This is a genomic window from Corynebacterium sp. HMSC055D05 (assembly GCF_001810365.1).
Lineage (GTDB): Bacteria > Actinomycetota > Actinomycetes > Mycobacteriales > Mycobacteriaceae > Corynebacterium > Corynebacterium coyleae.
The window spans coordinates 42,380-68,153 of sequence record NZ_KV801060.1 but is presented as its reverse complement, the minus strand read 5'-3'; the positions used below and the strand labels follow the sequence as shown (position 1 = coordinate 68,153).

The window sequence follows — 25,774 nt, the reverse complement described above, 5'->3', positions numbered from 1 at the left end:
GTGCGATCGTGGACACTCGAATAGTTCCAATGTCGGTGCCGGGGGTCGGGTTCTTCCGTACTCTGGGCAGGCATGAAGTTCACGTATTTGTCAAAGCCCAAAGACGAGCCCATCGCCGCGCTGGAGGCACAGGGCCATGAGTATGTCGCTCTCGAGGACAACCCTGACCTCGTGCTGTTCGGCGGCGGTCCGAAGGATTTCCCGGATGAGCTGCCCGACAGCGTGAAGGTCGTGCAGATCCAGTACGCCGGCATCGAGGGTTTGCTGGAGGCTGGCATCCTGGCTGAACATGCGGCCAACGGTGTGCGCTTTGCTAATGCGGGTGGGCTTTACGACGACACCGTGGCCGAATCCACCCTCGCCCTCCTGCTTGCCGTGGAGCACCGTATGAAGGCCGTGGACCGCGAGTGGAACAACACACAGCTGTTCAAAGAGAAGGAGTACCTCTTCGATAACAAGAAGCTCGCCCTGATTGGTGCTGGTGGTATCGGTAAAACCCTGATCCGCTTCTTGGAGCCGTTCGGTATGGAGATCACCGCCGTGAACCGCTCGGGCAACCCGGTGGACGGTGCGGACCGGACCGTTGCCATGAAGGATGCCGACGAGGTCTGGGCCGATCACGATTACTTTGTCCTGCTTACCCCGTTGACGGAGGAGACCCGCCACATGGTGAACACTGATCGGATTGAGCAGATGAAGGACACGGCGGTCGTCGTCAATGTTGGGCGCGGTCCGCTGATTGATACGGAGGCGCTCACCGACGCACTGGTCAACGGCAAGCTCCGTGGCGCTGGTCTTGACGTGACGGAGCCGGAGCCGCTGCCGGCGGACCACAAGCTGTGGGACCTGGATAACTGTGTGATCACGCCGCACACCGCGAATATCCCGCGGTACATGGAACGCCGCATCGGGGCGCTGGCGTTGAAGAACTGGGACCTCTTCGAAGCGGGGGAGAAGATGTCGACCGAGGTTGACGTCGAGGCGGGGTACTAGATCACCACTACGTCAGTGCAGCAGAGTCCCGCTCTGCGCGCACCGCGTCTGCGACGGATTCTTGCCCGGTGTCCACCCGGGGAAGTTTGGTAAGTCGCGCTAAGGCTTCTGATCGTTTTACGTTTTCAGGCTCGGGCGTGTGCTTGTCGGACATGAAAAAATGGTGCGCCAGCCCACTATCGGTGTCAAGACCTTGGCAGTTGCATTAACGCTACGATTGCCGCATGACTGCCCAACAGACTGATCAGCAACGCCAAGCCGAGCGCGACGAGGTACTGCAGAAAGCACAGCGTGCCAAGGATGTTGCCCCGACGATTGCGGTGCTGCCGACACCGGCGAAGGATGCGGTGCTGTTGGCGGCAGCGGAGGCACTGGCCGAGCGCGCAGGTGAAATCCTTCAAGCCAACGCGCGCGACATCGAAGAGGGTCGCGCGAACGGGCTGGCGGAGTCGGTGTTGGACCGGCTGGCGCTCGACGAGGAACGCATCGACGGCATCGCCGGAGGGCTGCGCCAGGTTGCGGGCCTGCAGGATCCGGTGGGCGAGGTGCTTACCGGACGTACGCTGCCCAACGGGATTCAGATGAAGAAGGTGCGCGTCCCGCTCGGCGTGATGGGCATGGTTTACGAGGCACGCCCGAACGTCACCGTCGATGCGTTCGGTCTGGCGCTGAAGTCGGGCAACGTGGCCCTGCTTCGTGGCTCCAAGACGGCACGCCACTCCAACGAGGCGCTCGTCGCAGTGCTGCAGGACGTCCTCGCAGGCAACGACCTGCCGCGTGAGGCGGTGCAGCTCCTGCCGTGCGAGAGCCATGATTCTGTCCAGGATCTCATCACCGCCCGCGGGCTGGTGGACGTGGTCATCCCGCGCGGCAGCGCACGTTTGATCAACGCGGTGGTGACCGGCGCGACCGTGCCCACCATTGAGACCGGCACCGGCAACTGTCACTTCTACATCGACGCGTCCGCAGATCTGGACAAGGCGATCGCGATGCTGCTCAACGGCAAGACGCGCCGGGTCAGCGTGTGCAACGCGACAGAGACGGTGCTTATCGACGCCCACCTGTCCGAGACCGACAAACACACCATCATCGCGACGCTGCAGGAGGCTGGTGTGGTGGTGCATGGTGACGTCGATAAGCATGCTGCGTTCGGTGCCACCGTAGAACCCGCAACGGAGGAGGACTTCGCCGAGGAATACCTCAGCATGGACATCGCAAGCGCCATCGTTGACGGCGTCGATGGTGCGACCACGCACATCGCGCGTTACTCCAGCGGCCACACGGATGCGATCGCAGCCCAAGACGCAGATGCTTTGCGACGATTTGCTGCCGCCGTCGACTCCGCCGCCGTCGTCCTCAACGCCTCGACCGCATTCACGGATGGGGAGCAATACGGCATGGGTGCAGAGATCGGCATCTCTACACAGAAGCTTCACGCACGCGGACCCATGGCGTTACCGGAGCTGACCACCACGAAGTGGATTCTGGAAGGTAATGGCCAGGTGCGCTAGTCTATCGGCGTGCTAAAATCCCGGACCTCCATTCGCGCCAAGTTTGCGCTGTTTGCCACGGCTATTGCGACGGCTGTGACCGCAACGTTGAGCCCCGTCGCACCGACCCCCGAAGCAGACGCGCAGACGCGCTGTCCGGCGGTCGCCGTCATCGCTGCCCGCGGCTCGGGCCAGAACACGCAGATTTACCGCACGAAGTATTCGTGGGCTGCGCCGTGGACCTCCAACGGTTGGGAGGGTGAGACGATTCGTGCGTTCCTGCAGCATGCGGAGCGTCGCTACGCAGCCACCCACGGCGGTAACTCGCTGATGAAGGACGTCGAGGTCATCGGCCTGGAGCCGCGCTACTACCCGGCGACGTTCCCCGAATACGACGTACCGTCGGTTGCCGTACCAAGCACCATCCTGCAGGCACTGGCTCTTGCGCTGCAGTACGCCAACCCGGTGTGGATGATGGCAAGGCGAGTAGCCACAGAGTTCGTGGATTCGGTCCAGATCGGACGCACCGGTGTGATGCAGATGGTCAATGACTACGAGCATCGCAGTGGTTGCCGCCCGAAGTACATCCTGTCCGGCTACTCGCAAGGCGCGATGATTCTGCTTGAGCACGAGCGCGAACTGGCACGCCGTGGCCAGTTGGCGGGTGTGGTCTACTTTGGCAACCCGAACACGGCGGCGGGGGATTGGTCCACCGTCGGCGTGCCAGCAGGTGGTGCCGGAGGCATGCTTGGCTTCTTGCCGTTTAACACCAAGACCGCAGGGGCGACCCCGAACCGCGTGAACTACTGCTTGCCGCAGGACTCCGTGTGTGACCTGTCCATTCAGACGCTGCAGGCATCCCAGCCAACTGGTGGCAACCACGCGCGTTACTTCCGTTGGCCATCGCGCTGGGACAACCAAGTCTCGGATGCTTTCGGCCGATTTGTTGATCAGGTACGCTACCGCTAATGAACCGCATCATTTCCGCTACTGTCGCTGCCGCGTTGTTGGCTGGCGCGACGCCTACTGTTGCCTCGGCCGCAGAGTTTGTGCGCAAGACCGAGGAAACGAAAACCGTCAAGGAAACGTGCCAGTGGAAAGTTGATGAGGAGGGCGGCAACCCCGTCCCGGTGACCAACAGCAAGGGCGAGCAGATCTGTGTCACGGAGACCGTGTCCCAGCCGGGCAGCTCCAACAAGGCAAAGTGGGCTGACGAGTCGAATCGTCCGGTGATCATCGGCACGGTGCTGGGTATTCTCGGCGCGCTGGTCGCAGGCGTCATCGGCATGTCTTTGCTGTTTATTGAGTCGATTAACATCCAGCCACTGCCAGGACTGAGGTAAACACCCAATGGCTGAGCACTACGCGGCATCGCTGGACAACGCCCGGCGCATCGGGGTGATGGGTGGCACGTTCGACCCGATCCACCACGGCCACCTCGTTGCCGCGAGTGAGGTGGCGGATCGCTTCAACCTCGACGAGGTCATCTTCGTACCCACCGGCCAGCCGTGGCAGAAGGCCGACCGGCACATCAGTCCGGCGGAAGACCGCTATCTGATGACCGTGGTGGCCACCGCGTCCAACCCGCGCTTCTCCGTTTCAAGGGTGGATATCGACCGTGGGGGACCCACCTACACGATTGACACCCTGCGGGACCTACGAAAACAATTCCCGGACGAGGCCCTGTTCTTTATCACGGGCGCGGACGCGTTGGCGTCGATCATGTCCTGGCACGACTGGGAAGAAATGTTTGAACTCGCCGAATTTGTCGGCGTGACGCGCCCCGGCTACGAGTTGCGCGAAGACATGCTGCCTGCGGATATCCAGGAACGCGTGCACCTCGTGGAGATTCCCGCCATGGCGATTTCTTCGACCGATTGCCGCGAGCGCGCCTCCAATGGGCGCCCGGTTTGGTACCTGGTGCCGGACGGTGTGGTGCAGTACATCGCGAAGAATTCGCTCTACGCACCCTAGGCGCGACCCCTGAACTGGAAATGTTGCGGTCATACGTGGGACAATGGCCCAGTTGATTTGTCCATGACCTGAATAAGGATTGCCACTTGACTGCCCCGCAGATCTCCATTGACCGCGCCAAGGTAGCCGCGAAGGCCGCCGACGAGAAGCTCGGCACCAATATCGCTGTTATCGACGTGTCTAACGTCATGGCGATCACCGACGTGTTCGTCATCGTCTCTGCAGATAACGAACGCCAGGTTGCCGCCATTGTTGAAGAGGTCGAAGGCGACCTGACCGACCTGGGTGTTGAACCGAAGCGCCGTGAGGGCAACCGCGAAAACCGCTGGGTGTTGCTTGACTACGGCAACTTCGTGGTCCATATCCAGCGCGAAGCCGAGCGCGAGTTCTACGGCCTGGACCGCCTGTACGCAGACTGCCCGGCCATTGAGGTCGAAGGGCTCGAGCCTTACGAGCGTCCCGCAGCGTTTGGCGACGAAGCTGACCTGCGCAAAGCCCAGACCATCGAGGACCTTCCTCTGGCAGGTGAGGGACCCGAAGCCGCGGACGACGAGTACTAAGACCCATGCAGCGCCGACTGATTTTGCTGCGTCACGGCGAGACGCTCTATAACGCAACTCGCCGCATGCAGGGCCAGCTGGATACTGAACTGTCCGAGCGCGGACGCGCCCAGGCGCACGCTGCGGCAGAGGACCTGCGGCACTTGGGTATTAACAAGATCGTGTCGTCTGACCTCATCCGTGCGAAGGATACGGCTGATGTGGTGGCGGCAGATTTGGGCCTTGAGGTAGTCGTCGATAAGCGTCTGCGCGAAACCCACCTTGGCCAGTGGCAAGGCAAGACGCACGAGGAAGTGGACACCGCCCACGACGGGGCTCGTGCGTTGTGGCGCACCGACCCCACCTGGGCGCCGCCAGAGGGCGAAAGCCGCATCGACGTTGCGCAACGTTCCCGCGAAGTGGTCATGGAACTCATGCGTGACCATGATGAATGGGACAATGCTGCTGTCCTGCTCGTGGCGCACGGAGGCACCATCGCCGCGCTGACCGCGACGCTGCTCGGTTTGGAGGTGTCCCAGTATCCGCTGTTCAAGGGGCTCGGTAACGCGAACACGTCGCGGTTGGTGGCAATGCCGCGCATTGACGACGACACCAAGACCCAGTGGTACATCGAAGCCTGGAACCGAGGCCGTAACTAATGGGTGTTCGCGTCGTGGTGGATTCCTCCGCGGGGTTGCCGCAGGAGGTCGTGGAGGAACTCGATATCTGCGTCGTTGACCTGCACCGTGTCGAGGGCGCAGAAGGGGAGTCCTCGTCTGGGTTGTCGTCGCTGGAACTCGCCGCCTGTTATGCCCGCCAGCTCGAGCGTGGTGGCGACGACGGCGTGATCGCCCTCCACCTTGCTAAGACGTTCTCGTCCACCTGGTCGGCTGCGGTGGCCGCGTCTGCGGTGTTCCCAGGCACGGTCCGTGTCGTGGAGACGCACTCTGCGGGCATGGCGATCGGTGCCGCAGCGATGGCAGCCGCGACTGTTGCGGCGGAAGGCGGCACGTTAGACGAGTGCGAAGCGATGGCGAAGTCCACCATTGCGCGCTCCGAAACGTGGTTGTACCTGCACCAACTCGACGATTTGCGCAAGTCCGGCCGCCTGCCTGCCGGCACTGCGATGCTCTCGGCTGCGCTGCTGGCAAACAAGCCGATCCTGCACATTCGGGAAGGCAAGCTCGAACTCGCGGGCAAGACTCGCACACAGTCGAAGGCGTTTGCCAAACTCACCGAGTTGGTAGAAGAGCGCGCGTGCGGCGAGCCCGTTTTCGCCGCAGTGCAGCACGCGGACGTGCCGGACGCCGCCGAGCAACTCGCGGATCTGCTGCGCGAAACACTTCCGGAAGGCTCACGGGTCATGGTCGAGCCGCTGGTGAAGGTGATCGCGATGCATACCGGCGAAGGGGCAATCGGCCTGTCGGTGGTGTTCTCATCTCGTAATTGTGGATAACTGTTGTTTTCGTCGCCCGTAGATGGCGGATTATCCACAGATTTTTTCTGACCCCTTGGCGAGTGCGCCGGGGGTTTATAGCGTTTTTGGTGTGAACGCCACTGAACGACTCAAGGAGCTCACCCGGCCCACCGGGGAAGAAGACCTCCTGACGGTGCGCTACCCGGAGCCGCGGGTGCGCATCCCTGTGAAACAAGCTGCGGCCGCCGCCGGTGCAGTGCTGCTCGCCGTCGGCGGATGGGCGGTGACCCGATCCGGCCCCGTGGATGATGAGGGCGTTGCGTGGGAGCAGGTCGCCTCTCCCACCGAGGTCACAGGCACCGTGGTGGTCTCTGTTGTTGGTGAGGTGGAAAACCCGGGTCTGATCACGTTGAACCAGGGTGCACGGGTCGCGGATGCGCTGCAGACGGCCCGGCCTTTGCCGGATGCGGACTTGATCTCGATCAATCATGCGCAATTGCTTGTCGACGGCCAACAGATCCACGTCCGCTCCCAACACGCCCCACCGGCCGCTACGGATTCCGGTGGCGGTGCTGGCGCTGCTGGCGCTTCGGCGGGTGGGGTGGTGTCGATCAACTCCGCATCGGTGCAGGAATTGACGACGATTACCGGAGTCGGCCCGTCAACCGCAGCCGCGATCGTGGCGCACCGTGAGGCAAACGGGCCGTTTGCGTCGGTAGATGCGTTGACTGACGTGAAAGGAATTGGACCGGCGAAACTTGCGGCAATGCGCGACCAGGTCGGCTTATAGACGGGGCGTGGGGTAAGTGGGGGAGATCAGGCTTGTCCCGGCGGCGCTGGTGGTGTGGGCAGCGGCTGCGGTGGCGATCACCCTCGGAGTGGGCATCGCGGTGGTTGTGGTGCTGGTGGCCGTTATCGGTGCTGTGGTGCTGCGCGCCTACGGGCAGGCGGTGTTCATTGCGGGGATGGGTGCGGCCGCCGTCGTGACCACCGGGGTGCGACTGCGCATTGCGCGGGCGTGGGAGCCCGCGGGTCAGTTCGTGGGCCGGGTATCGGGCGCGCCGAAGCAGACGAGCACCGGCGGGTTCATCGTCCGCGTGCAGGTAGATGGCAACCCGACGCTGACGCCCGTGTTTGTCGATGAAGTGCCGGACACTGCCGTGTCCGGCGCCCAGGTGGTTGTGCGCGGCGTGGTGAAGGAATCGGAGATGGCTGGGATCAACCCGATTGCGGTCAACGGGTCAGTTGAGGTGGTCGCCCCACCGCAGGGGTTGGCTGCGTTTGCACAGCACACCCGGGAAACGTTTGCCGGCGTTGTCCAGGCCACCGTGGGGGAGTCCGCCCAAGGGCTGATCCCGGGCATGGTGCTCGGGGACGTCTCGTTGCAAACCAGCCAGGAACAACAGGATTACATCGACACTGGCCTCTCGCACCTGTCAGCAGTCTCTGGTGCGAACGTGGCAATCGTGACCACGTTCGCAGCGATTGCCGCAGCGGCAGTGGGCTTGGGGCTGCGGGGCCGTATCGTGGCGTCGGCTGCGGCGCTGTTGCTCTACGCCTCGCTGGTCGGACCCGAGCCGAGCGTGCTGCGCGCTTCCGTGTCTGGGTTGGTGGGGTTGACTGCGGTGTTGGCTTCACGCCAGTCCGAGCCGATCCACGCGCTGTGTTTATCGGTGATCGGCCTAGTGCTGGTGGATTCAGACCTGGCGGTGCATTACGGGTTCGCGCTCTCGGTAGCGGCGACCGCGGGCATCGTCGCGCTGTTTCCGCTGTTGTACCGCGTCCTTGCTGCCACGGGCTGGCCCGACATTCTCGTGCGTGCACTTGGCGTTGCGGTTGCCGCCGACGTAGCGACGATGCCGATTGTCGCCATGATGGCAGGCCGGGTTTCTCTAGTCTCTGTGGTGGCAAACGTCATCGTCGCACCGGTGACCGGCCCGGTGACCGTCCTCGGCCTTGCGGCGGTGTTGCTCAGCCTCATCCACGGCGGGTTGGCTGCACCTGTGCTGTGGGTGGTGGAACCCATGGCCTATTGGGTGCGTGTGGTCGCAGAAAACGGTGCACGTTTTCCCGGTGCCACGGTAGAGACGGAACCCATCGTCGTCGTGGTTGTCTACGGATGGTTCCTCGCGGGCCTGTTTGCCGGATACCCGAAGACCACTCTGGCGGCGGCGCTTGTGTGCGGGTTTGGTGTGGTCCTGTCGCAGGCGCCGGCGGGCACGCCGGTGGATGTGGGCAGGTTGCGTGCTCATGTCGTCGAAAAGCAAGAAGATGCCCTGCCCATTCCGCCGGGCACGCAGCTTGTTGTCGTGCTTGAAAAGGGCCGCCCCCACCGAAGACCCGTGGTCACTGACCAGGGCATCCCCGTGATCTTTCCCAACCGCGACGGCAACGTTGCCATCTACCCGGATGGCACCCAAGTGCTGCCGCGGCGAGAGTTTTAAGATGGTCGTCATGCTCAACCCCGTGCACCTTGTCTTAGGCGAAGACGAATTCCTCGCCGAGCGTGCCACAAAAAAGATCATCGCCGACGCTGGCGACGGCATCGAAGTGACCACCCTGCGTGCAGGCGACGTCACCGAAGGCGAAATCGCCATGGCAACCAGCCCGTCACTGTTCGCCGAAGACCGCGTCGTACTGGTCAAACACGCAGAACTCGCAGGCAAAGAACCCACCGAGGTACTGCTGAAAGCGTGCGTGGATCCTGCGCCCGGCATTGTGATCATCATCCAGCACACCGGTGGTGGGCGGCAGAAATCGCTGGTGCCCAAGTTTAAAAAACTCGCCGATGTGCACGAGGCCAATCCGCTTAACGACGGCCAACGGCGCACCTGGGTCACCGAAGAGTTCCGCTCCCACGGCGTGCGCCCTACCCCCGATGTGGTTGCCGCACTCCTGGAATCCGTCGGCTCAGACCTGCGCGAACTCGCCTCCGCCGTCAGCCAGCTTGTCGCCGACACCGACGGGGAAATCACCGTCGCAGCAGTGCGCAAATACTACGTTGGCGTCGCGGAGGTCGCAGGCTTTGACATCGCCGACCAAATGGTCGCCGGTCGCGCCGACCGTGCACTCGCATCGACGCGCCGAGCACTTCAACTGGGCGTCAAACCGGCCACCATCGCCGCAGCGCTCGCCCACAAAGTCGGCGACATCGCGAAACTTTACGGCGTGCGCGGCAACCCCGACCAGATCGCACGCACCGTAGGCATGCACCCGTACGTGGCCAAGAAAACCATGCAGGTGGCGCGCCACTGGTCCGGCCGAGCGGTGTCCGAAGCGGTGATCATCGTGGCTGACCTCGACGCAGAGGTGAAAGGCCAAGGCGGCGACGCCGAGTTCGCCCTGGAAAACGCCGTGCGACGCATCGCGGAGCTTGTATGATCGCGCCGGGAGATCTCGCCGTCATCATCGGCCTCAACGTCATCGGTGCCGCCGCGCCAGGTCCCGACGTGGTGCTGATTACCCGCACAGCGACGCGCTCGCGCCGCCACGGGTGGGCAACCGCCATCGGCATCCAAACTGGCGTGCTCATGTGGTGCGCGCTCACTGTCTTTGGCGCTGCGGCGCTGCTCAACGCGTTCCCAGACGCGCTGACCTACGTCCAACTGGTGGGTGGTGCAGTGCTGATCGCGATGGGTGCGAGCAACGTTCGTGGTGGTCTCGCGGATCGGCACAACCCACCAATGACCCTCGAAGAGGCGGAGCAGCGGCTCGGCACGGTGCGCTCTGCATACATGCGTGGCTTAGCAACGAACCTCGCCAACCCCAAGATCGTCATCGCGCTGTCCGCCATGATCGCCCCACTGCTGCCGCCCAGCCCCAGCCTGAGCACCGCCCTCATCGTGACGTTTGCGCTGTGGCTGAGCTCCTTCGTCCTGTTCGCCGTCTTCGTCCAGGTGATCTCTACCCAGCGGGTGCGGCGCAAGTTCCTGAGCGCCGGCCCCTACATCGACATCGGTGCAGGCGCGTTCTTCGTTATCGTCGGCCTGACCTTGATCGTGCGCGGGGCGCTGGCGCTCTAACCGCCCTGTAAACGGCTCGCCGTTTACAGGTAGGGCAGGAGGAAGCGCACCGTGTGGGCGGTTGCGCTCGGGTCGGTGAACCAGGTGTGGATGCCACCCTCGATGCGCTCCACGCGCGTGGCCGCGTCGCAGCCCTGCGCCTCAAACGTGGTCACGTTGTCGGAGCGCGAACGGGTGGTCGTGCCCAAGCACTTGTTCTTCGAGGCCATGGTGCGCATGACGCTATCCACCGACTCGTAGAACGCACCGTGCCGGATACCGCCGTTGTATCCCACAACGTTGTCGTTGGTGCCGTGCATGATTAGCGTGGGCACCGATCCGGAGGTACAGCCGGTCACGGTCGGGTTGTAAAACGCACCAGCGACGGAGGCGACCGCCTTGACGGTGTCGGGGGCGTGGCAGGCAAGTGCGGCCGCAAATCCGCCGCCGTTGGACAGGCCGGCTGCGACGACACGGTTCGGGTCGGCGCCGTACTGGGTGGCGGCGTCGTCGATAATGGCGCGCGTGTAGGCGATGTCCTCATTCAGCGACGTGCGGGCATACGGCGCGCCAGCCCACGCGTTGTCAACACCCTGCGCGTAGATCACAATCGTGTTGTCGATTGCGGTCTCGAACTTCTGGTAGTCACGCGTCTGGCTCGCGGTGTGCTGCCAGCCACCAAAACCAAGAATCACCGGGTAAGCAACGCCCTCGGAGTAGTTCGACGGCAGGACCACATCGTAGGAGCGCGAGGTGCCATCCACCACGATGCGGCGCGTGTGCTTGCCCGGAGCCTTGTCGCCCACGGCGCCATTGCGTATCGACGACCCCGCTTCCGCCATCGGCACCGCAACCAAAATACCGGCGATGATCAACGTCAACACGCCAAGCGCCTGCTTGACCTGCGGGTTATTCATCGGAAGGAGTTTCGACAATGCCGAAACGAGCTCAGCTGCATCCACGGACGCCGAAACGGACGGGTCTGCAGCCTTCGCCTCTGGAGCGATTGCAGGGGATGCCATCAGGCTAAACGTCAGCGCGGCCGCAACCGCACGCTTTTTAATTTTCACGGAAGTTCCTCTTTTGTCGGGCCGCACGCGGCGTTAGAAACAAGTAAATCCCGCCCCGAATAAACCTGGGCGGGATCAACCTGTGAACAACGGCAATTAGTCCATCTTGTTCAGGGCGCGAGCCATGTTGGACTTCTTGTTCGCCGCAGAGTTGCGGTGGAAGACGCCCTTGGTCACAGCCTTATCCAGCTTGCGGGAAGCAACGCGCAGCTGTGCCTCAGCGGCAGCCTTGTCGCCGGACTCCACAGCCTCACGGAACTTACGGATCTCCGTGCGGGTAGCGGAACGGAAGGACTTGTTGCGCTGACGACGCTTCTCGTTGGTGAGAACGCGCTTCTTCTGCTGCTTGATGTTTGCCATCGTGAAATACCTCTTGGTTTCTCAATCGAACATGTACATGTCGCGGCATCTGGCAGGGCATTGCGTGCAGTGCTTTGGGTATCAAACGCGAACCCAAGGTCCTGTCCGCGTAGCACCGCACACCCTATTGAGCGCCGGATGCGAACAACCCCGAAAGAATAACAGTGTGAACTGCACAAACCAAACTGTTGGAGTTACGACCAGTTGAAGCGTTCGCGCAGCGTGTTGGCCACCCGCTGGAAGCGACGTGGCGGGACGGTGGTGCCGCGACGTTCCACGTCTGATTCCGGCACGACCAGGGTCTTATCCAAACGCACCCAGCATGGCTGGCCGGAGGATTCCCAATCGCCCGGCCCGATTTCAAACCACCGCTCGTCGTTTTCGTGTTCCCGCTCGGGGGAGATCAGCAACCCCAACACGTCGTGGCGCTCGCGGCCCACGATCAGGATCGAGCGCTGCCGCGGCGGATGTGAAGGGACGGTGACCCAAACAACCTCGCCTGGTTCGGCGGTGCCGTCCATGTCCGGGGCGTAGTAGATGCTGCGACACACGGAGTCGGTGGGGCGCACCGAGACTTGCGGGGCACGACCACGGCGTTGCTGGATCTGGGATGTCAGTCGATCACCAAGCAGCGTAAAACCGTGGTCGAGGACGGGTTTCCTCTTTCGCTTAAAGCGCTCAAACGCCACGGTTTCACCTCCGGTTTATGGTCACTGGCCACTCTAAGCCTTCGCGGGGGATGGAACAACCACTTTTTGCTGCGAATGTTTCCCTACGTCGCGCAGCACCCACATGAGTAGCGCGGTCGTTCCGATGGTGAGCAACGCGGAGACGGCCGTTTGAGGCAGGGTGATTTCTGTTTCGCCTGGATCAGTCAATCCCAGCGTGCCGTAGGAAAACACGATGGTGTTGGACACCGCGTGCAAAACTACGGCCGCCTCCACCCCGCGGGTGCGCCAGGTCAGCAGTGCGACGCACAGGGCAAAAATGGCGATGTCGAGCAGGCCGATCCAGTTGTACAAGTGCAACGCCACGAACACGGCGGCGGGCAGTCCGTAGCAAATCCAGCCAGGTGAGATCCACTGGCCGAGGATCTGCGGCAGGCTCGCGCGGAAGACGTACTCCTCGGCCGCGGCCTGCAGCGGGACGACGACGACAAAGGCGGCGAGCAGCATCCATTCGCGAGGACTCAGCGAAAGGTCGCCGGTCCCGAACAGGAGGGCGTCGAGAAGCACCTGCGCCCCGTAGATCGCGCCGACCACCACGAACGCGCGCCCAGCAACGCCCCAGCGGAAGTGCCCCTCGATGCTGGAGAGCGCACCAGGTTTGCGGCCGAGTACCCGCGCGGCGATAAACGGCGCAGGCAGCCAAGCCGCGATGAACAACACCTGGACCAGGGAGGCAAGCGGGTCGGAGGAGGTTTCGTCGAAAAGATCGCCCAGCCCGTAGAACCCAGCGGCAAGGCCGATCGGCACCGCCATCGCCATCGTGAACGCCACAAGGCATACAGCGAGCACCAGCAATTCGACGAGCGGACGCCACCACGCAGCCTTGCGCAAACGGTGCAATAAACCAGCTCTGTGAAACTCAGTTGGCATGCCCACACGTTAGCGCGCCGCGCGACACGTAAGATGAAGCAATTATGGCTGCCAAATCGACGAACTTCGCGGAAAACACGTTCACGGACCCCGCCCGCATCCGTAACTTCTGCATTATCGCCCACATCGACCATGGTAAGTCCACGCTGGCAGACCGCATTTTGCAGCTGTCCAACGTGGTGGACGAGCGTGAGATGCGCGACCAGTACCTCGACAACATGGACATCGAGCGCGAACGCGGCATCACCATCAAGGCCCAAAACGTTCGCCTGCCGTGGGTGCCCAAGACCGGCGCGCACGCGGGTGAAGAGATGGTGTTGCAGATGATCGACACCCCAGGCCACGTGGACTTTTCCTACGAGGTCGCCCGCTCCCTCGACGCGTGCGAGGGCGCAATTTTGCTTGTCGACGCAGCCCAAGGCATCGAAGCCCAAACCCTGGCCAATCTCTACATGGCCATCGACAATGACCTGGAGATCATCCCGGTCCTGAACAAGATCGACCTGCCGGCAGCCGACCCGGAAAAGTACGCACTCGAGATCGCCAACATCATCGGCTGCGAACCGGAAGACGTGCTGCGCGTGTCCGGCAAGACGGGCGAGGGCGTGCCGGAACTGCTCGACCGCGTCGTTGAGCTGATCCCGGCTCCGGAGTCCGAGCACGGCGCAGAGGCGCCGGCCCGCGCCCTGATTTTCGACTCCGTCTACGACACCTACCGCGGCGTTGTCACTTATGTGCGCATGATGGACGGCCGCCTCGAGCCGAACCAGAAGGTGCAGATGATGAACACCGGCACCACGCTCGAGATCCTGGAAATCGGCGTGGTCTCACCCACGATGAAGAAGACCAAGGGGCTTGGCCCGGGCGAGGTCGGCTACGTGATCACCGGCGTGAAGGACGTGCGCGAAACCCGCGTCGGCGACACCGTCACCTGGGCTTCCAAGGGCGCTTCGCAACCTTTAGAAGGTTTTGAGGAGGTCAAGCCGATGGTGTACTCGGGCCTGTTCCCAGTCTCCCAGGAGGACTTCCCGGCCCTGCGCGAGTCGCTAGAGAAGCTGCAGCTTAACGACGCCTCCCTCACCTGGGAGCCCGAAACCTCCGTCGCCCTGGGCTTCGGTTTCCGCTGTGGCTTCTTGGGGCTGCTGCACATGGAGATCACCCGCACCCGTCTCGAGCGCGAATTCGACCTGGATCTGATCTCCACCGCGCCGTCGGTCACCTACCGCGTGATCGCCGAAGACGGCACCGAACAAATGGTGCACAACCCGTCCGACTGGCCCGGCGGCAAAATCCCCGAGGTGTACGAGCCGATCGTGAACATGACGATCATCGTGCCCCAAGAGTTCGTCGGCTCCACCATGGAACTGTGCCAGTCCAAGCGCGGCCAGATGAAGAACATGGAGTACCTCTCCGAGGACCGCGTGGAGCTGCGCTACCTCATGCCGCTCGGCGAGATCATCTTCGACTTCTTCGACATGCTGAAGTCCCGCACCAAGGGCTACGCATCGCTCAACTACGAAGAAGCCGGCGAGCAGCAAGCCGACCTGGTCAAGGTGGACATCCTGCTTCAGGGCGAACCCGTCGATGCGTTCTCCGCCATCGTGCACAAGGACTCCGCCCAGTGGTACGGCAACAAGATGACCAAGAAGCTCAAAGAGCTCATCCCACGCCAGCAGTTCGAGGTGCCCGTCCAGGCCGCGATCGGCTCGAAGATCATCGCCCGTGAAAACATCCGCGCCCTGCGTAAGGACGTGCTGTCGAAGTGCTACGGCGGCGACATTTCCCGTAAGCGCAAGCTGTTGGAGAAGCAGAAGGCCGGTAAGAAGCGCATGAAGTCCATCGGTTCGGTCACCGTGCCGCAGGAAGCGTTCGTGGCAGCGCTGTCCACCGACGAGGAGTAGTTCGGCGCCCTAGTTTGATGTAAAACCACGCAGTACCGCCTGCGTGGTTTTACACTTTGCCCAGGTCGCTACCGTGGGCCTTGTAACATCTTGCATCGCGCTAGGGCCGACGCGCCTGCCGGATCGTTTTCTCCACGACCTCGACGCATTGCTGCATGGTTTTCGACCCCGCCCGGGGAACCGTCCAACCATGAAGCATCGATGTCAGGTTGATGGACGTATCTAACTGTCGTTGGTCGTACTCCCAGTGGTGTCGGCCGTCGAACATGATCCCGATCTTGAGTTCGGGGATGGCAAAATCAAAGGTCGTAATGGCTTTGCCGCCCACTGTCAGCGGATACTGCTCTACGAGCGTGTGGCCGTAGTTGCGAACCATTGGCTGGAGGAGCAACCGCAGTTCGGTTTCTTTCGGCGAATCGGCAGTTGAACGGGACAGATCGAGCGCCCGAGACAGCCACCGTTGATTGATTTGCCGAAGGGCGCTGGCGCGAATGTCTTCCGCCTGTAGTCCGAGGTGTCGACGGGCGCAGTCGACAAGTTGTACAGCCTTGACCATTTCTGGGCTCACACCGGGGATTGGCTCTGTCTGCCACGAGTGTTCGCCTCGTCGAATCTGTTGCAGAGCCTGCACGGTTGCACGTAATGGTCGAGAAACGCGGATGGGCACACCGCGGTGGGTGAGGGTCCATGTTTCTGTGTGTGGGGCGTGGAGTCGTGCGACGGAGGGACGTATAGCGGAAGCGGTGAGTTTTTGGGGTGTGGGTGCTCGCAGAGTAGTGTCTGCGCCTTCAACGAGGTACGGCAATCCGTAGAGAGCGAGCGCGGAGAATCCGCACACCACGCTGCCTGGGCGTTCGTACGCGTGGACGACGGCGCGCACGGCTGCGGGCACGTCGTATTTCTGGTTGTGCGGGTGGTGTCGTGCCGCGAGTTGGACTGCCCATTGTTCCAGGCTGTGGCGCTCGTGGATGAAGCGTTGTTTGCTAACAGGCAGGTAGTTTTGTCCGCGTTCCATCTGGGACGCATTGACGATGGTTGGTGGGAATTCGATGTTCATTCCGTCGTACATAACTATTTGACGTGGAAACTCTCGCCCCGGTTCCTACAATCGCCGTATGCGTGAAATTGTGTTGAACCGTGGCGGCTTCTCCGTTTTCGCCCGCGTCTTCGGCGAGGCTGACGCTCCGGCGTTGTTGTTCCTGCAGGGTGGGCCGGGGTTTCCGGCGCCACGTGAGCGGTTTGAGTGGGTGGAGACTGCGCTCGAGCGTGGCTACCAGGTGGTCATGTTGGATCAGCGGGGGACGGGGCGCTCGACCAGGGTTGATTCCGCGACGCCTTCGCTTATCGACGACACCGTGCTCACCCAGCTTCGCGCCAGCGACATCATCGCCGATGCGGAAGCCTTGCGTGAGGAGATGGGGCTGAAACAGTGGGATGTGCTGGGCCAATCCTTTGGCGGGTTCTGCCTGACGCATTATTTGGCCGTGCACCCGGAGAGTGTGGGGAGGGCGTTGTTTACGGGTGGGTTGCCGTCGATAAGCGAGGGCGCGGATGGTGTCTACCGTGCGACCTTTGCCAAGCTCAAGCACCGCCACCTGCAGTTCAACGAGCAGTACCCGGAAGCCGAGCGGACGATCCGCGAGGTGTGCCGCCACCTGGAGGCGGAGGAGGAACTGCTGCCCACCGGCGAGCGGCTGAGCGCGCGGCGCCTGCGCACCCTCGGTATTGAGTTGGGGCGCGAGGACGGGTTCGCGTCGCTGGCGCAGTTGTTTGAGGCGCCGTTTCACCCGAACGGCAGGCTGCGCACGGACTTTTTGGCGTCGGTGGGGGAGCGTGTGAGTTTCGCCAAAGGCCCGCTGTATGCGGCGGTGCACGAGTCGATCTACGGCGGCACGGTGCCGGGGGCGACGAACTGGGCAGCGGAGCGGGTCTCCCGCGAACTTGCAGGCTTTGCGCCGGACGCTAGCCCTGACGACGAAGAGTTTTACCTCACCGGCGAGCACATCTTCCCGTTCCAATTCGACGAGGATCCGGAGCTGCGCCCGTTCAAGGCTGTGGCAGAGGCGTTGGCAAAGAAGGACGACTGGGACAACCTGTACGCCGGGCTCGATTCCGGCCACGATGCATACGCGGCGGTGTACACCGACGACATCTACGTGCCGCGCGAGCTGTCGCTGGAAACTGCGGATGTCATCGGTGCGAAGGTGTTTGAGACGGACCAGTTCCAGCACGACGGGCTGCGCCGCCACGGCAAGGCGGTGCTCGGCCGCCTGCTGGACATGGCGGGGAAGTAGCTAGCCGCGGTTGTCTTCGGCGGCGCCGTCGTTCTCGGCGGTTGTGCTGTCTTCCTCTTCGGGCTGGTAGCCGTCGGACCATTCGCCGGTTTCGTAGTCGTAGCCGACGGGGGTGCCTTCTTCGTCGGTGCGTCGATACCAGTCGGTGTATTCGTCGGACGTGGAATCGAACTCGGCACCTGCGCCTTCGCCCGCCGCGGAGGGCTCGACAACGATTTCAAAGTCGTCGCCGTATTCTTCGATGCCTCGGATGACGGCGGACTTCACCGCGTTGCGGGCGTAGGAATTGCGGATGGCCATGGGGTCGGTGGAGAGGTCCTTGATAAACGAGTACATCAGCAGCAGGATGACCACCGAGAACGGCATTGCGGATAGGATGGTCAGGGATTGCAGGCCGGACAGGGCGTCTTCGCCACCGGAGAGCAGCATGACCACGGCGATGCCCATCATGGCCAGGCCCCAAAACACCACCACGAGTTTGTTCGGTTCGGGGTCGCCCTTAGAGGACATGGAGCCCATGATCGTGGAGGCGGAGTCTGCGGAGGTGATGAAGAACACCGCGAGGATGCCGATGAGGATGTACGGGGTGATCTCCGCCAGCGGCATTTCGCCGAACATGTTGAAGAGCACTTGCTGCGGGGTGGCGGTGCCGTCGAAGCCTTCGCGGCCTTCGCGGGAGAAGGTGATTGCGGTGCCGCCGAAGATGGTGAACGCGCAGATGAGCACGGCGGTGGGGACGAGCGTGGTCACTACCGCGAATTGGCGCAGAGTGCGTCCGCGGGAGATTCGTGCGATGAACATGCCGACGAACGGTGCCCAGGCGATCCACCACGCCCAGTAGAAGGCAGTCCAGGCAGACTGGAAGTCGAGGGTGTCTTCACCCCAGGACAAGGAGCGCGACGCCATGTCGAAGAAGCGGTCGGCGTAGACCAGGGTGCCTGACGGCAGCAGGTTGACCAGCAGCAGGGTTGGCCCGGTGGCGAAGATGAACAGGATGGCCGCCGACGTCAACGAGATGTTGATATTCGACAGGATGCGGATGCCTTTGCCCACACCAGAGACGGCGGAGATAACAAAGCCGATGGTGAGCACGCCCATGACGGTCAGCAGCACGCCCATGGGGGGGCGGAGTCGCCGCTGCGCATGATGGCGATGCCGTCGCCGATCTGCAGGGTAGAAATACCCAGCGTGGCCGCGGTGCCGAACAGGGTGGCCACGATCGCCAGGATGTCGATGATGGTGCCGAAAGGGCCTGAGCGCTTGAACACCGGGGTAAACAGCGACGACATAAGCGTGGGTCGTCCGCGGCGGTAGCAGGAGTAGGCCATGGCGCCACCGACCAGTGCGTAGAGCGCCCACGGGGAGAGGCCCCAGTGGAAGTTGGCTTGGGCGATTGCTCGGTGCAGTGCTTCTTCGGTTTCGGCCTCGACGGTCAGCGGTGGCGGGTCGAGGTACATGGTCAGTGGTTCGGAGGGGCCGAAGAAGAAGATGCCTACGCCGATGCCTGCAGCGAACATCATGGCGACCCAGGAGAAGAACGAGTATTCGGGTTCTTCGTCGTCTTTGCCCAGTGTGATGTTGCCGAAGCGAGAGAACGCCAGCACTGCCATGATGATGACGCAGGCGACGAGCACGATGTTGAAGAGCCAGCCGAAGTTGCGAAGGCCCCATGACAGTGCGCTTGACGCGCTCGAGCCGACCTGTTCTGGGGAGGTCACGCCCCAGATGATGAAGGCAAGGATCGCTGCGGCGGTCACGCCGAAAACGACTTTGTCCAGGCTGAAGTTGTGGCGTGATTCTTCGACGCTGATGCCCGGGACGAGGCCGGGGTGCATGTCGTCGGGGTAGACGCCTTGTGTGCGTTGGACGCGCATGGGGCGTTTATTGCTTGTCGACGACGACCGTCGCGGCATCATCTGAGGGCTCATTTGGGTTTACGCTCCAGGCAGGGTGTCGGCGGCGGTCGGGTAGGACGGTTGCGCCCCGGGGCGGGTGACGGAGAACGCGCCGACGCGGCACGCATAGGTGGAGGCCTCGACGAGCGTGTCGCCCTCGATGATGCGGGCACAGAACGCGCCTGCGAAGGAGTCGCCGGCGCCGACGGTGTCTACGGCCTCGACTTGTGGGGAGGGGATGTGGGTCAGCGCGTCGCCTTCAACCACGAGCGCACCTGCTGCACCGAGGGTGAGCACGACGGAGGCGAAGCCTGCGTCCTTCAGGCGGCGTGCGAGGTCCTCGGGGGTGCCGGTGGAGTCGTAGCCAAGCTGGTCGAGGATCAGGCCTGCTTCGTGCTCGTTGGCCATCAGTGGGTCGGCGGCGAGCAGGGCCTCGCGTGGTACGTCGACGACGGGGGCGAGGTTGATCACCACGCGACCCTTTGCCAGTTCGACGGCGCGGGCGAAGCCGTCGGCCGGGATTTCGCCTTGCAGCAGGACAACTTCGGCGGCTTCGACGGGTTCGGCGTGGCGGGAGACGAAGTCGGCGTCGACCAGTGCGTTGGCGCCGGGGACGACCTGGACGGTGTTTTCGCCGTTCGCGGCGACGGTGATCACGGCAAGACCGGTGACCTCAGTGACTTCTTCGACGTGGGTGAGGTCGACGCCCGCTTCGCGCAGCAGCGCGGTTGCCGGAATGGCGTTGGAGTCGGTGCCCACCGCGCCGACCAGTGCGACGGGGGCGCCGAGGCGTGCGGCGGCGCAGGCCTGGTTGGCACCCTTGCCGCCAGCGGTGATGCCTCCGCCGGAGCCGAGCAGGGTTTCGCCTGGGGTGGGGTGTCGTTCGACGTTGACGGTGAGGTCGGCGTTGATGGAACCGACCACGCAGATTTTTGCGGCACTCATGGGTGCCTATAGTACGGCGGCGAGCAGTTCTCGGGTGTAGGGGTGCTGTGGGTTGGCCCAGATCTCCTCGGTTGGCCCCTGCTCGACGATGCGCCCTGACTGCATCACGGCGACGGTGGGGCAGAGTTCACGCGCGACGTTTAAGTCATGGGTGACGAAGATGAGGGTGTTGGCGCCTATGGTGTCGCGAAGCAGGTCAAGCACTTGGTCTTGGATGGTGGCGTCGAGGGCGGACACGGGTTCGTCGGCAAGCAGAATGCTCGGGCGAGGGGCGGCCGCACGCGCAATGGAGATGCGTTGGCGCTGCCCGCCGGAGAATTGCGCCGGCTTGCGGTGGCCGGTGCCGGCAAGGCCGACGCGCTCGAGCATTTCGTCGGAGCGTTGCTTATCGACGCCTACCTCACGAATCGACGCCCCAACCTCCATACGTGGGTCAAGGGAGGAGTACGGGTCCTGGAACACCATCTGCACGTCCCCTGCGACCGTCACGGTGCCGGAGGTGGCCTGGCGCAGCCCCGCAATCAGGTGGAGCAGCGACGTCTTGCCGGAGCCTGAGCCGCCCACGATGGCCAGGCGCTCGCCCTCGCGGACGGTGAGGGTGACGTTGTCCACCGCCATGGTGGCGCCGCGCTGCAGCGAGACACCATCCAGTTCGACGACCGGCTCGCCGAGCGTGACAGGGGCAGCGGGCGCGCCGGGCTCGGCTGCGGCGGCGAGTGCTTTGGCGTAGTCGGAGTCGCCAGCGACGATGCGCCCGTCCTTAAACACCAGCACCCGGTCGGTCATGCGGCGCACCACGGCCAGGTCGTGGGAGATGAACAGCAGGCCCATGCCACGCTCGCGGACGAGGCGGTCGAGCAGGTCGAGGATGTCGGACTGGACGATGGCGTCGAGGGCGGTGGTGGGCTCGTCGCAAATGAGCACGTCCGGGTTCTGGGATAGCGCGAGCGCGATGAGCACACGCTGGCGCTGGCCGCCGGAGAGTTCGTGCGGGTAGGCGTCGGGGCGGTCCACGCCGACGTCTCGGAGCAGGTCGCGGGCAACGATCCGGCCGATCTTCTTCAGCGGATCGAGCGCGGTCATGGGTTCTTGGAACACCATGGCGACGTTTTTGCCGCGCACGCGGCGGCGCACGCGGTCGCGGGTGCCCACCATCTCTGTGCCGTTGACGGTGATGGATCCGGTCGCGGGCAGGTCACTCAACCCCATGATGCTTAAGGCGGTGACGGACTTGCCGGATCCGGATTCACCGATGATGCCCACGCGCTCGCCGGGGGCGATGTGGAAGGTGATGTCGTGGAGGATGCCGTCGATGCTGAAGTGCTTAACGTCGATCATCGGTGCCTCCGAGCAGGTTAAATCCCAGCACGGTCACCGCGATGGCCAGGCCCGGCCACAGTGCGAGGTGCGGGGAAGTGGCCAAGAATGGTTGCGAGGCCTGCAGCATACGGCCCCACGACGCGTAGGGTGCGGGGGAGCCGAGGCCGAGGAAGGACAGGCCAGCCTCGGCGAGAATGGCGAGAGCTACGGCGACGGAGACCTGTGTGAGCACGATCGGCCAGATATTCGGAAGGACGTGGCGCCACGCGATCCCAGGGCCCGACACCTTGGCAATGCGCGCGGCCAGGATGTAGTCGTTTTGCATCACCTGCAGCGTGCCGGCGCGGGCGACGCGGACGAACCCGGGGGCGCCGGCGATGCCGATGGCCAGCACAACAATCCAAATCGAGGCACCAAACACGGCGGTGAACACGATGGCCAGCAGCAGCGCGGGGAAGGCGAGCAGAAGGTCGGCGCCGGCCATGACGAATCGGGACGCACCGCGGCGCATACCGGCCCAGATGCCCAGCGGCACGCCGACCAACGCGGAAAGCCCAACAGCGCCGATGGCCACCGTTAGGGTCAGGCGCGCACCGTCCATGACGCGCGAGGTGATGTCGCGGCCGAACTGGTCGGTGCCCATCCAGTGCGCTGCCGAAGTGCCCTGGAGTCGGTTCTGAACGTCGGCCTGTAGCGGGTCGAACGGCGTCCACACCAGCGACAGCAGCGCAACTGCCGCGACGGCCAGGACGATCAGCCCGCCGATTTTGCGTTGTGTTGTCATGCTTGCCTCCGAATCCGCGGGTCGACCACCGTGTACGTCAGATCCACAATGAGGTTGACCACCAGCGTGAAGGCCACGACCAAAATCATCACAGTTTGGACGGTGGTGAGGTCGCGGTTGCCTACGGCGTCGAGAAGCATTGTGCCCAACCCCGGGATCGTGAACACGCGCTCGATGACCACCGCGCCAACGACCAGCGACGCCAGCTGCACACCGACGACCGTTATCACCGGCAGTGCCGCGTTGCGCAGGGCAGAGGAGTAGAGCACTGCGCGTATCGACGACCCCTGCGCCCGTCCCGTACGCACATAATCCTTCCCCAGCTCCTCGCGCACCGACGCCGCAATGTAGCGGGTCAGAATCGACGCCTGCACAAGTGAAAGCGCCGCCACCGGCAGCACCACGTGCGCAGGCGTGCCCCACCCGTTGGCGGGCAGCCAGCCTAAGCGTACGGAGAACAACGCCACCAGCGCGATACCGACCAAAAACGACGGGACGATGATGCCCACCTGCGACAGGCCACTGACCAGCGCAGGTCCCGCGGAACGGCGCCGACCCGCGATGTACACACCGGCGGGTACCGCGACGAGCAGCGACACCGTCATCGCAAGCACCGTGAGCGTAAGCGATACCCCGGCGCGTTCAATGACGGATTCGGTGATCTCCTTGCCCGAGGACAACGACACACCAAAGTCGCCGGTGATCAGCCCTGAAATCCAGTCGAAGTACTGCGCTGGCAACGGGCGGTCGAGCCCGAGGCGGGTGTTGAGCTCTGCGATGTCTGCTTCGGTTGCCGCCACGCCGAGCGCGATGCGTGCCGGGTCGCCGGGTACTGCGCGCAGCAGCGTGAAGATGATCAGGCTGGCGGCGACGAGCAGCAGCACAAAGCGCAGCAGGTGTTTGCTGATGGTGCGGATCATTTCTTCACCTCGTTCAGCCGTAGCGAGTCAGTGACCACGTTGGGGTTGAGCCCACTCACGCCTGGGGCGTAGAGCACGATATTGGGCGCGTTGACCAGGGTCAGCGACGCCGTGTCGGCCATGACTTGGTCGATGGCGGCTTTGATGTCGCCGTCCGCGAAGTGTTGCTGAGCCTGAGGCGAGTCGTAGCCCAGGTAGTAGTCCGGGTTGCCGAACAGTTGGGCGGCGTCGCGCGGCTCCACGTGGGCGATGAGTGAGGACTGGTAGTCGTGGCCCTTGTGCACTTGGCTGAGCCACACGGCGGGGAACTCGACGGTTTCCAGTTTGATGTTGAAGCCGACGTCGCGAAGTTGCGAGAAGAGCAGCTCGGATGCGGTCTGCGCGTACGGCAGGTTGGGCACCGTGATGGTGACCTCCGGGGTGCGCCCGGCGAGCAGTTCGCGGGCCTTGTCGGGGTCGAAGGGGTAGTAGTTGTGCCCGGTAAACCATGGGTCGGTCGGTGGGACGGGGGCGCCGCCGGTGTCGGTGGCCAGCCCGTTGTAGACCACCTCGTTGATCGCGTCGCGGTCGATTGCGTACGCCACCGCGCGGCGGATGTCGGGGTCGTCGAAGGGGGCGCGCTGGTTGTTCATGCTCAGTAGCACTTCGCCGTTGGTGGTGCCCACTTCCACCCGGATGTCCTCGGGCAGCGTCTCGATCAATTGCGGGGCTTGCATCGCCCACACCACGTCCGCGTCACCCACGCGTAGCGCGTTGACGGCGGAGACCGGGTCGTCGAAGTAACGCATCACGGCGTTGCGCTCGACGGAGCCGTCCCAGTAGTCCTCGCGTGCCTCGAAGACGATCTTCTCGCCGATGTCGAAGCGCTGCACTGTGTATGGGCCGGTTCCCAGCGGGTCGGTGGCCAGGCGCTCGATGCTCGCCGGGGTCATCATCGCGCCGGTCAGCGTTGCCATGGACCACAGCCACGCGTCCGCGTCACCCTCGATGGTGACGGCCAAGGTGTGCTCGTCGAGCACGTGCGTATCGACGACCGGAGCCATCTGGGCCTTCAACCCATTCGTCCACTCGTTTTGCACGTAATCGATTGAGAACGCGGCGTCCTCGGCGGTAAACGCTTTGCCGTTGGAGAATGTCACGTCGTCGCGCAAGTGGAACGTGAACGTGTCGCCGTCGAGGTCCCACGAGGAGGCGAGGTGGGGGATGGGCTGGCCGTTGTCGTCGATACGCACCAGCGTCTCGTACACATTGCCCACGAGAGCCTGGGGTGCAGCAGCGCCGCCAACGGTGGTGAAGTCCAAGCCAGCAGGTGCTGCGGAAGCCGCAACCACCACCTCATCGCGGGCCTCGGAATTGGTGCAAGCAGCCAACGTAAGTGACAGGGAGACGGTGGCTGCGACCAGCGTCCTTGAAAGCATGCTGTGAGATTAGTGGATGTCGGATTCCACCTGGAACCACAGGGGGGACGAGTGCCCCCGAACATTGTTCAATCCGAAGGACACTTTGTCCGCGCGGAAGATGTGCACCGCGTATTCGAGCACGTCACCGTTGTGCGTTAGGGCCTTCAGCGCCACCACAACAACCGGGTCGTCTTCCTCGATGCCGAGCTGTTTGGCCAGCTTCGCGTCGGCGCGCTCGACTGTGAAGGAACGCGACAGGTTGTTAAAGTCCGCGCCCGCGCGAATGAGTTCGCGGTGGATGGAATCCTCGGAGGTGTCCACCGTCTCAATCACGTCAGTCAGCGAAGCGTCGAAGTACATCACTTCGGCCACGAGCGGCTCGTCATCGGCGCTGCGCACCCGGTCGAGCACGTAGACGTCTGTGCCAGGAGTGATGCGCATCTTCTCGGCGACAGTCTCGTCCGCCTCGATGATGCCGCGGCGGTTAACCACCTCGCCCGGGTTCTTACCCATGCGGTACAACCACGAGGTGGTGGACAGGATCTCCTCGAACGTCTCAGTGCGGGTATTCGACAGCACCAGAGAGCGACGCCCGCGGCCCGAGGAGAGCAGGCCCTCCGCGCGCAACGTCGCTACCGCTTGACGCACCGGTCCGCGGGAGGTGTTGAACTGCTCACACAACTCGACCTCGCTTGGCAACGATTCGCCTGCAGGGATGTGGCCTGCGAAAATCTCGTCGCGAAGGTAATCGGCGATCTCCTCGTGCTGCTGTGGGCGACGGAGTGGACCGGTGGGCAATTGAGCCATGAGGGTCAGTTCTTTCGTGGTCGAAGCGGATTTGTATAGCCAAATCCTAGACCACTGTTCACCAGA

Annotated in this window: 25 protein-coding genes and 1 pseudogene; 14 read left to right on the top strand and 12 right to left on the bottom strand. The window is 63.4% G+C overall.

Annotation, left to right across the window (positions count from 1 at the left end; all coding sequences use genetic code 11):
• Positions 1-72: 72 nt before the first annotated feature.
• The 12 genes from HMPREF2734_RS04670 to HMPREF2734_RS04615 all read left to right on the top strand — a co-directional run bounded on the left by HMPREF2734_RS04670 (position 73) and on the right by HMPREF2734_RS04615 (position 10,435).
• Positions 73-993, top strand: coding sequence for a D-isomer specific 2-hydroxyacid dehydrogenase family protein (locus HMPREF2734_RS04670; protein WP_070569649.1), 921 nt, complete (start codon positions 73-75; stop codon positions 991-993).
• 224 nt (positions 994-1,217) lie between these two features.
• On the top strand, positions 1,218-2,504 hold the full coding sequence (locus tag HMPREF2734_RS04665) for a glutamate-5-semialdehyde dehydrogenase (RefSeq protein WP_070569647.1): 1,287 nt from the start codon (positions 1,218-1,220) through the stop codon (positions 2,502-2,504).
• A gap of 9 nt (positions 2,505-2,513) precedes the next feature.
• Complete coding sequence (locus HMPREF2734_RS04660) at positions 2,514-3,452, top strand: cutinase family protein (protein WP_083279295.1); 939 nt, start codon at positions 2,514-2,516, stop codon at positions 3,450-3,452.
• The gene (locus tag HMPREF2734_RS04655) at positions 3,452-3,826 is read left to right on the top strand and encodes a hypothetical protein (protein WP_070421315.1); all 375 of its coding nucleotides are present in this window, start codon (positions 3,452-3,454) and stop codon (positions 3,824-3,826) included. The genes HMPREF2734_RS04660 and HMPREF2734_RS04655 overlap by 1 nt, the downstream gene beginning before the upstream one ends.
• Positions 3,827-3,833: 7 nt before the next feature.
• Positions 3,834-4,457: a nicotinate-nucleotide adenylyltransferase gene (nadD, locus tag HMPREF2734_RS04650; protein WP_070421316.1), complete on the top strand. Its 624-nt coding sequence runs from the start codon at positions 3,834-3,836 to the stop codon at positions 4,455-4,457.
• An 86-nt stretch (positions 4,458-4,543) separates the two neighbouring features.
• Positions 4,544-5,017 carry a ribosome silencing factor gene (gene rsfS, locus HMPREF2734_RS04645; RefSeq protein ID WP_070421317.1) on the top strand — a complete coding sequence of 158 codons (474 nt, stop codon included), beginning with the start codon at positions 4,544-4,546 and terminating at the stop codon, positions 5,015-5,017.
• 5 nt (positions 5,018-5,022) lie between these two features.
• Positions 5,023-5,655: a histidine phosphatase family protein gene (locus HMPREF2734_RS04640; protein WP_070484889.1), complete on the top strand. Its 633-nt coding sequence runs from the start codon at positions 5,023-5,025 to the stop codon at positions 5,653-5,655.
• Positions 5,655-6,452, top strand: a complete 798-nt coding sequence (locus HMPREF2734_RS04635; RefSeq protein ID WP_070569645.1) for a DegV family protein — start codon at positions 5,655-5,657, stop codon at positions 6,450-6,452. Before HMPREF2734_RS04640 ends, HMPREF2734_RS04635 begins: the two co-directional genes overlap by 1 nt.
• Positions 6,453-6,543: 91 nt before the next feature.
• The gene (locus HMPREF2734_RS04630; protein ID WP_070484890.1) at positions 6,544-7,203 is read left to right on the top strand and encodes a ComEA family DNA-binding protein; all 660 of its coding nucleotides are present in this window, start codon (positions 6,544-6,546) and stop codon (positions 7,201-7,203) included.
• A gap of 16 nt (positions 7,204-7,219) precedes the next feature.
• Complete coding sequence (locus HMPREF2734_RS04625; RefSeq protein ID WP_070569643.1) at positions 7,220-8,857, top strand: ComEC/Rec2 family competence protein; 1,638 nt, start codon at positions 7,220-7,222, stop codon at positions 8,855-8,857.
• A 1-nt stretch (position 8,858) separates the two neighbouring features.
• The gene (gene holA / locus HMPREF2734_RS04620) at positions 8,859-9,794 is read left to right on the top strand and encodes a DNA polymerase III subunit delta (protein ID WP_070569642.1); all 936 of its coding nucleotides are present in this window, start codon (positions 8,859-8,861) and stop codon (positions 9,792-9,794) included.
• A complete protein-coding gene (locus tag HMPREF2734_RS04615; RefSeq protein ID WP_070421323.1) occupies positions 9,791-10,435 on the top strand; it encodes a LysE family translocator in 645 nt (214 codons plus the stop codon). Before holA ends, HMPREF2734_RS04615 begins: the two co-directional genes overlap by 4 nt.
• Positions 10,436-10,458: 23 nt before the next feature.
• On the opposite strand, the gene HMPREF2734_RS04610 is transcribed toward HMPREF2734_RS04615, so the two are convergent.
• The 4 genes from HMPREF2734_RS04610 to HMPREF2734_RS04595 form a co-directional block, all read right to left on the bottom strand.
• Complete coding sequence (locus HMPREF2734_RS04610; protein ID WP_092100488.1) at positions 10,459-11,484, bottom strand: CE1 family esterase; 1,026 nt, start codon at positions 11,482-11,484, stop codon at positions 10,459-10,461.
• 96 nt (positions 11,485-11,580) lie between these two features.
• Entirely contained in the window at positions 11,581-11,844 is a 264-nt protein-coding gene (gene rpsT / locus HMPREF2734_RS04605) for a 30S ribosomal protein S20 (RefSeq protein ID WP_070421324.1), read from the bottom strand.
• 194 nt (positions 11,845-12,038) lie between these two features.
• Positions 12,039-12,533 (bottom strand): type II toxin-antitoxin system PemK/MazF family toxin, encoded by a 495-nt coding sequence (locus HMPREF2734_RS04600; RefSeq protein WP_070453629.1) that lies wholly within the window; start codon positions 12,531-12,533, stop codon positions 12,039-12,041.
• Positions 12,534-12,566: 33 nt separating this feature from the next.
• Positions 12,567-13,442: a CPBP family intramembrane glutamic endopeptidase gene (locus HMPREF2734_RS04595; RefSeq protein ID WP_083308082.1), complete on the bottom strand. Its 876-nt coding sequence runs from the start codon at positions 13,440-13,442 to the stop codon at positions 12,567-12,569.
• A gap of 44 nt (positions 13,443-13,486) precedes the next feature.
• On the opposite strand from HMPREF2734_RS04595, the gene lepA reads away from it, so the two are divergent.
• Positions 13,487-15,343 carry a translation elongation factor 4 gene (lepA, locus tag HMPREF2734_RS04590; RefSeq protein WP_070569638.1) on the top strand — a complete coding sequence of 619 codons (1,857 nt, stop codon included), beginning with the start codon at positions 13,487-13,489 and terminating at the stop codon, positions 15,341-15,343.
• 100 nt (positions 15,344-15,443) lie between these two features.
• On the opposite strand, the gene HMPREF2734_RS11760 is transcribed toward lepA, so the two are convergent.
• Entirely contained in the window at positions 15,444-16,400 is a 957-nt protein-coding gene (locus HMPREF2734_RS11760; protein WP_141750425.1) for a hypothetical protein, read from the bottom strand.
• A 58-nt stretch (positions 16,401-16,458) separates the two neighbouring features.
• On the opposite strand from HMPREF2734_RS11760, the gene HMPREF2734_RS04575 reads away from it, so the two are divergent.
• Complete coding sequence (locus HMPREF2734_RS04575; protein ID WP_246816780.1) at positions 16,459-17,637, top strand: alpha/beta fold hydrolase; 1,179 nt, start codon at positions 16,459-16,461, stop codon at positions 17,635-17,637.
• Here HMPREF2734_RS04575 and HMPREF2734_RS04570 read toward each other — a convergent pair.
• The 7 genes and pseudogenes from HMPREF2734_RS04570 to HMPREF2734_RS04540 form a co-directional block, all read right to left on the bottom strand.
• Positions 17,638-19,550, bottom strand: a pseudogene (locus tag HMPREF2734_RS04570) (BCCT family transporter).
• A 21-nt stretch (positions 19,551-19,571) separates the two neighbouring features.
• A complete protein-coding gene (locus tag HMPREF2734_RS04565; protein WP_070569632.1) occupies positions 19,572-20,477 on the bottom strand; it encodes a ribokinase in 906 nt (301 codons plus the stop codon).
• A 6-nt stretch (positions 20,478-20,483) separates the two neighbouring features.
• Complete coding sequence (locus HMPREF2734_RS04560) at positions 20,484-21,815, bottom strand: ATP-binding cassette domain-containing protein (RefSeq protein WP_070569630.1); 1,332 nt, start codon at positions 21,813-21,815, stop codon at positions 20,484-20,486.
• The gene (locus HMPREF2734_RS04555; protein WP_070421331.1) at positions 21,802-22,581 is read right to left on the bottom strand and encodes an ABC transporter permease; all 780 of its coding nucleotides are present in this window, start codon (positions 22,579-22,581) and stop codon (positions 21,802-21,804) included. Before HMPREF2734_RS04555 ends, HMPREF2734_RS04560 begins: the two co-directional genes overlap by 14 nt.
• Positions 22,578-23,501 (bottom strand): ABC transporter permease, encoded by a 924-nt coding sequence (locus tag HMPREF2734_RS04550; RefSeq protein ID WP_070569628.1) that lies wholly within the window; start codon positions 23,499-23,501, stop codon positions 22,578-22,580. The genes HMPREF2734_RS04555 and HMPREF2734_RS04550 overlap by 4 nt, the downstream gene beginning before the upstream one ends.
• On the bottom strand, positions 23,498-24,919 hold the full coding sequence (locus HMPREF2734_RS04545; protein WP_083308081.1) for an ABC transporter substrate-binding protein: 1,422 nt from the start codon (positions 24,917-24,919) through the stop codon (positions 23,498-23,500). Before HMPREF2734_RS04545 ends, HMPREF2734_RS04550 begins: the two co-directional genes overlap by 4 nt.
• Positions 24,920-24,928: 9 nt before the next feature.
• A complete protein-coding gene (locus HMPREF2734_RS04540) occupies positions 24,929-25,708 on the bottom strand; it encodes a GntR family transcriptional regulator (RefSeq protein WP_070569626.1) in 780 nt (259 codons plus the stop codon).
• Positions 25,709-25,774: the final 66 nt, after the last annotated feature.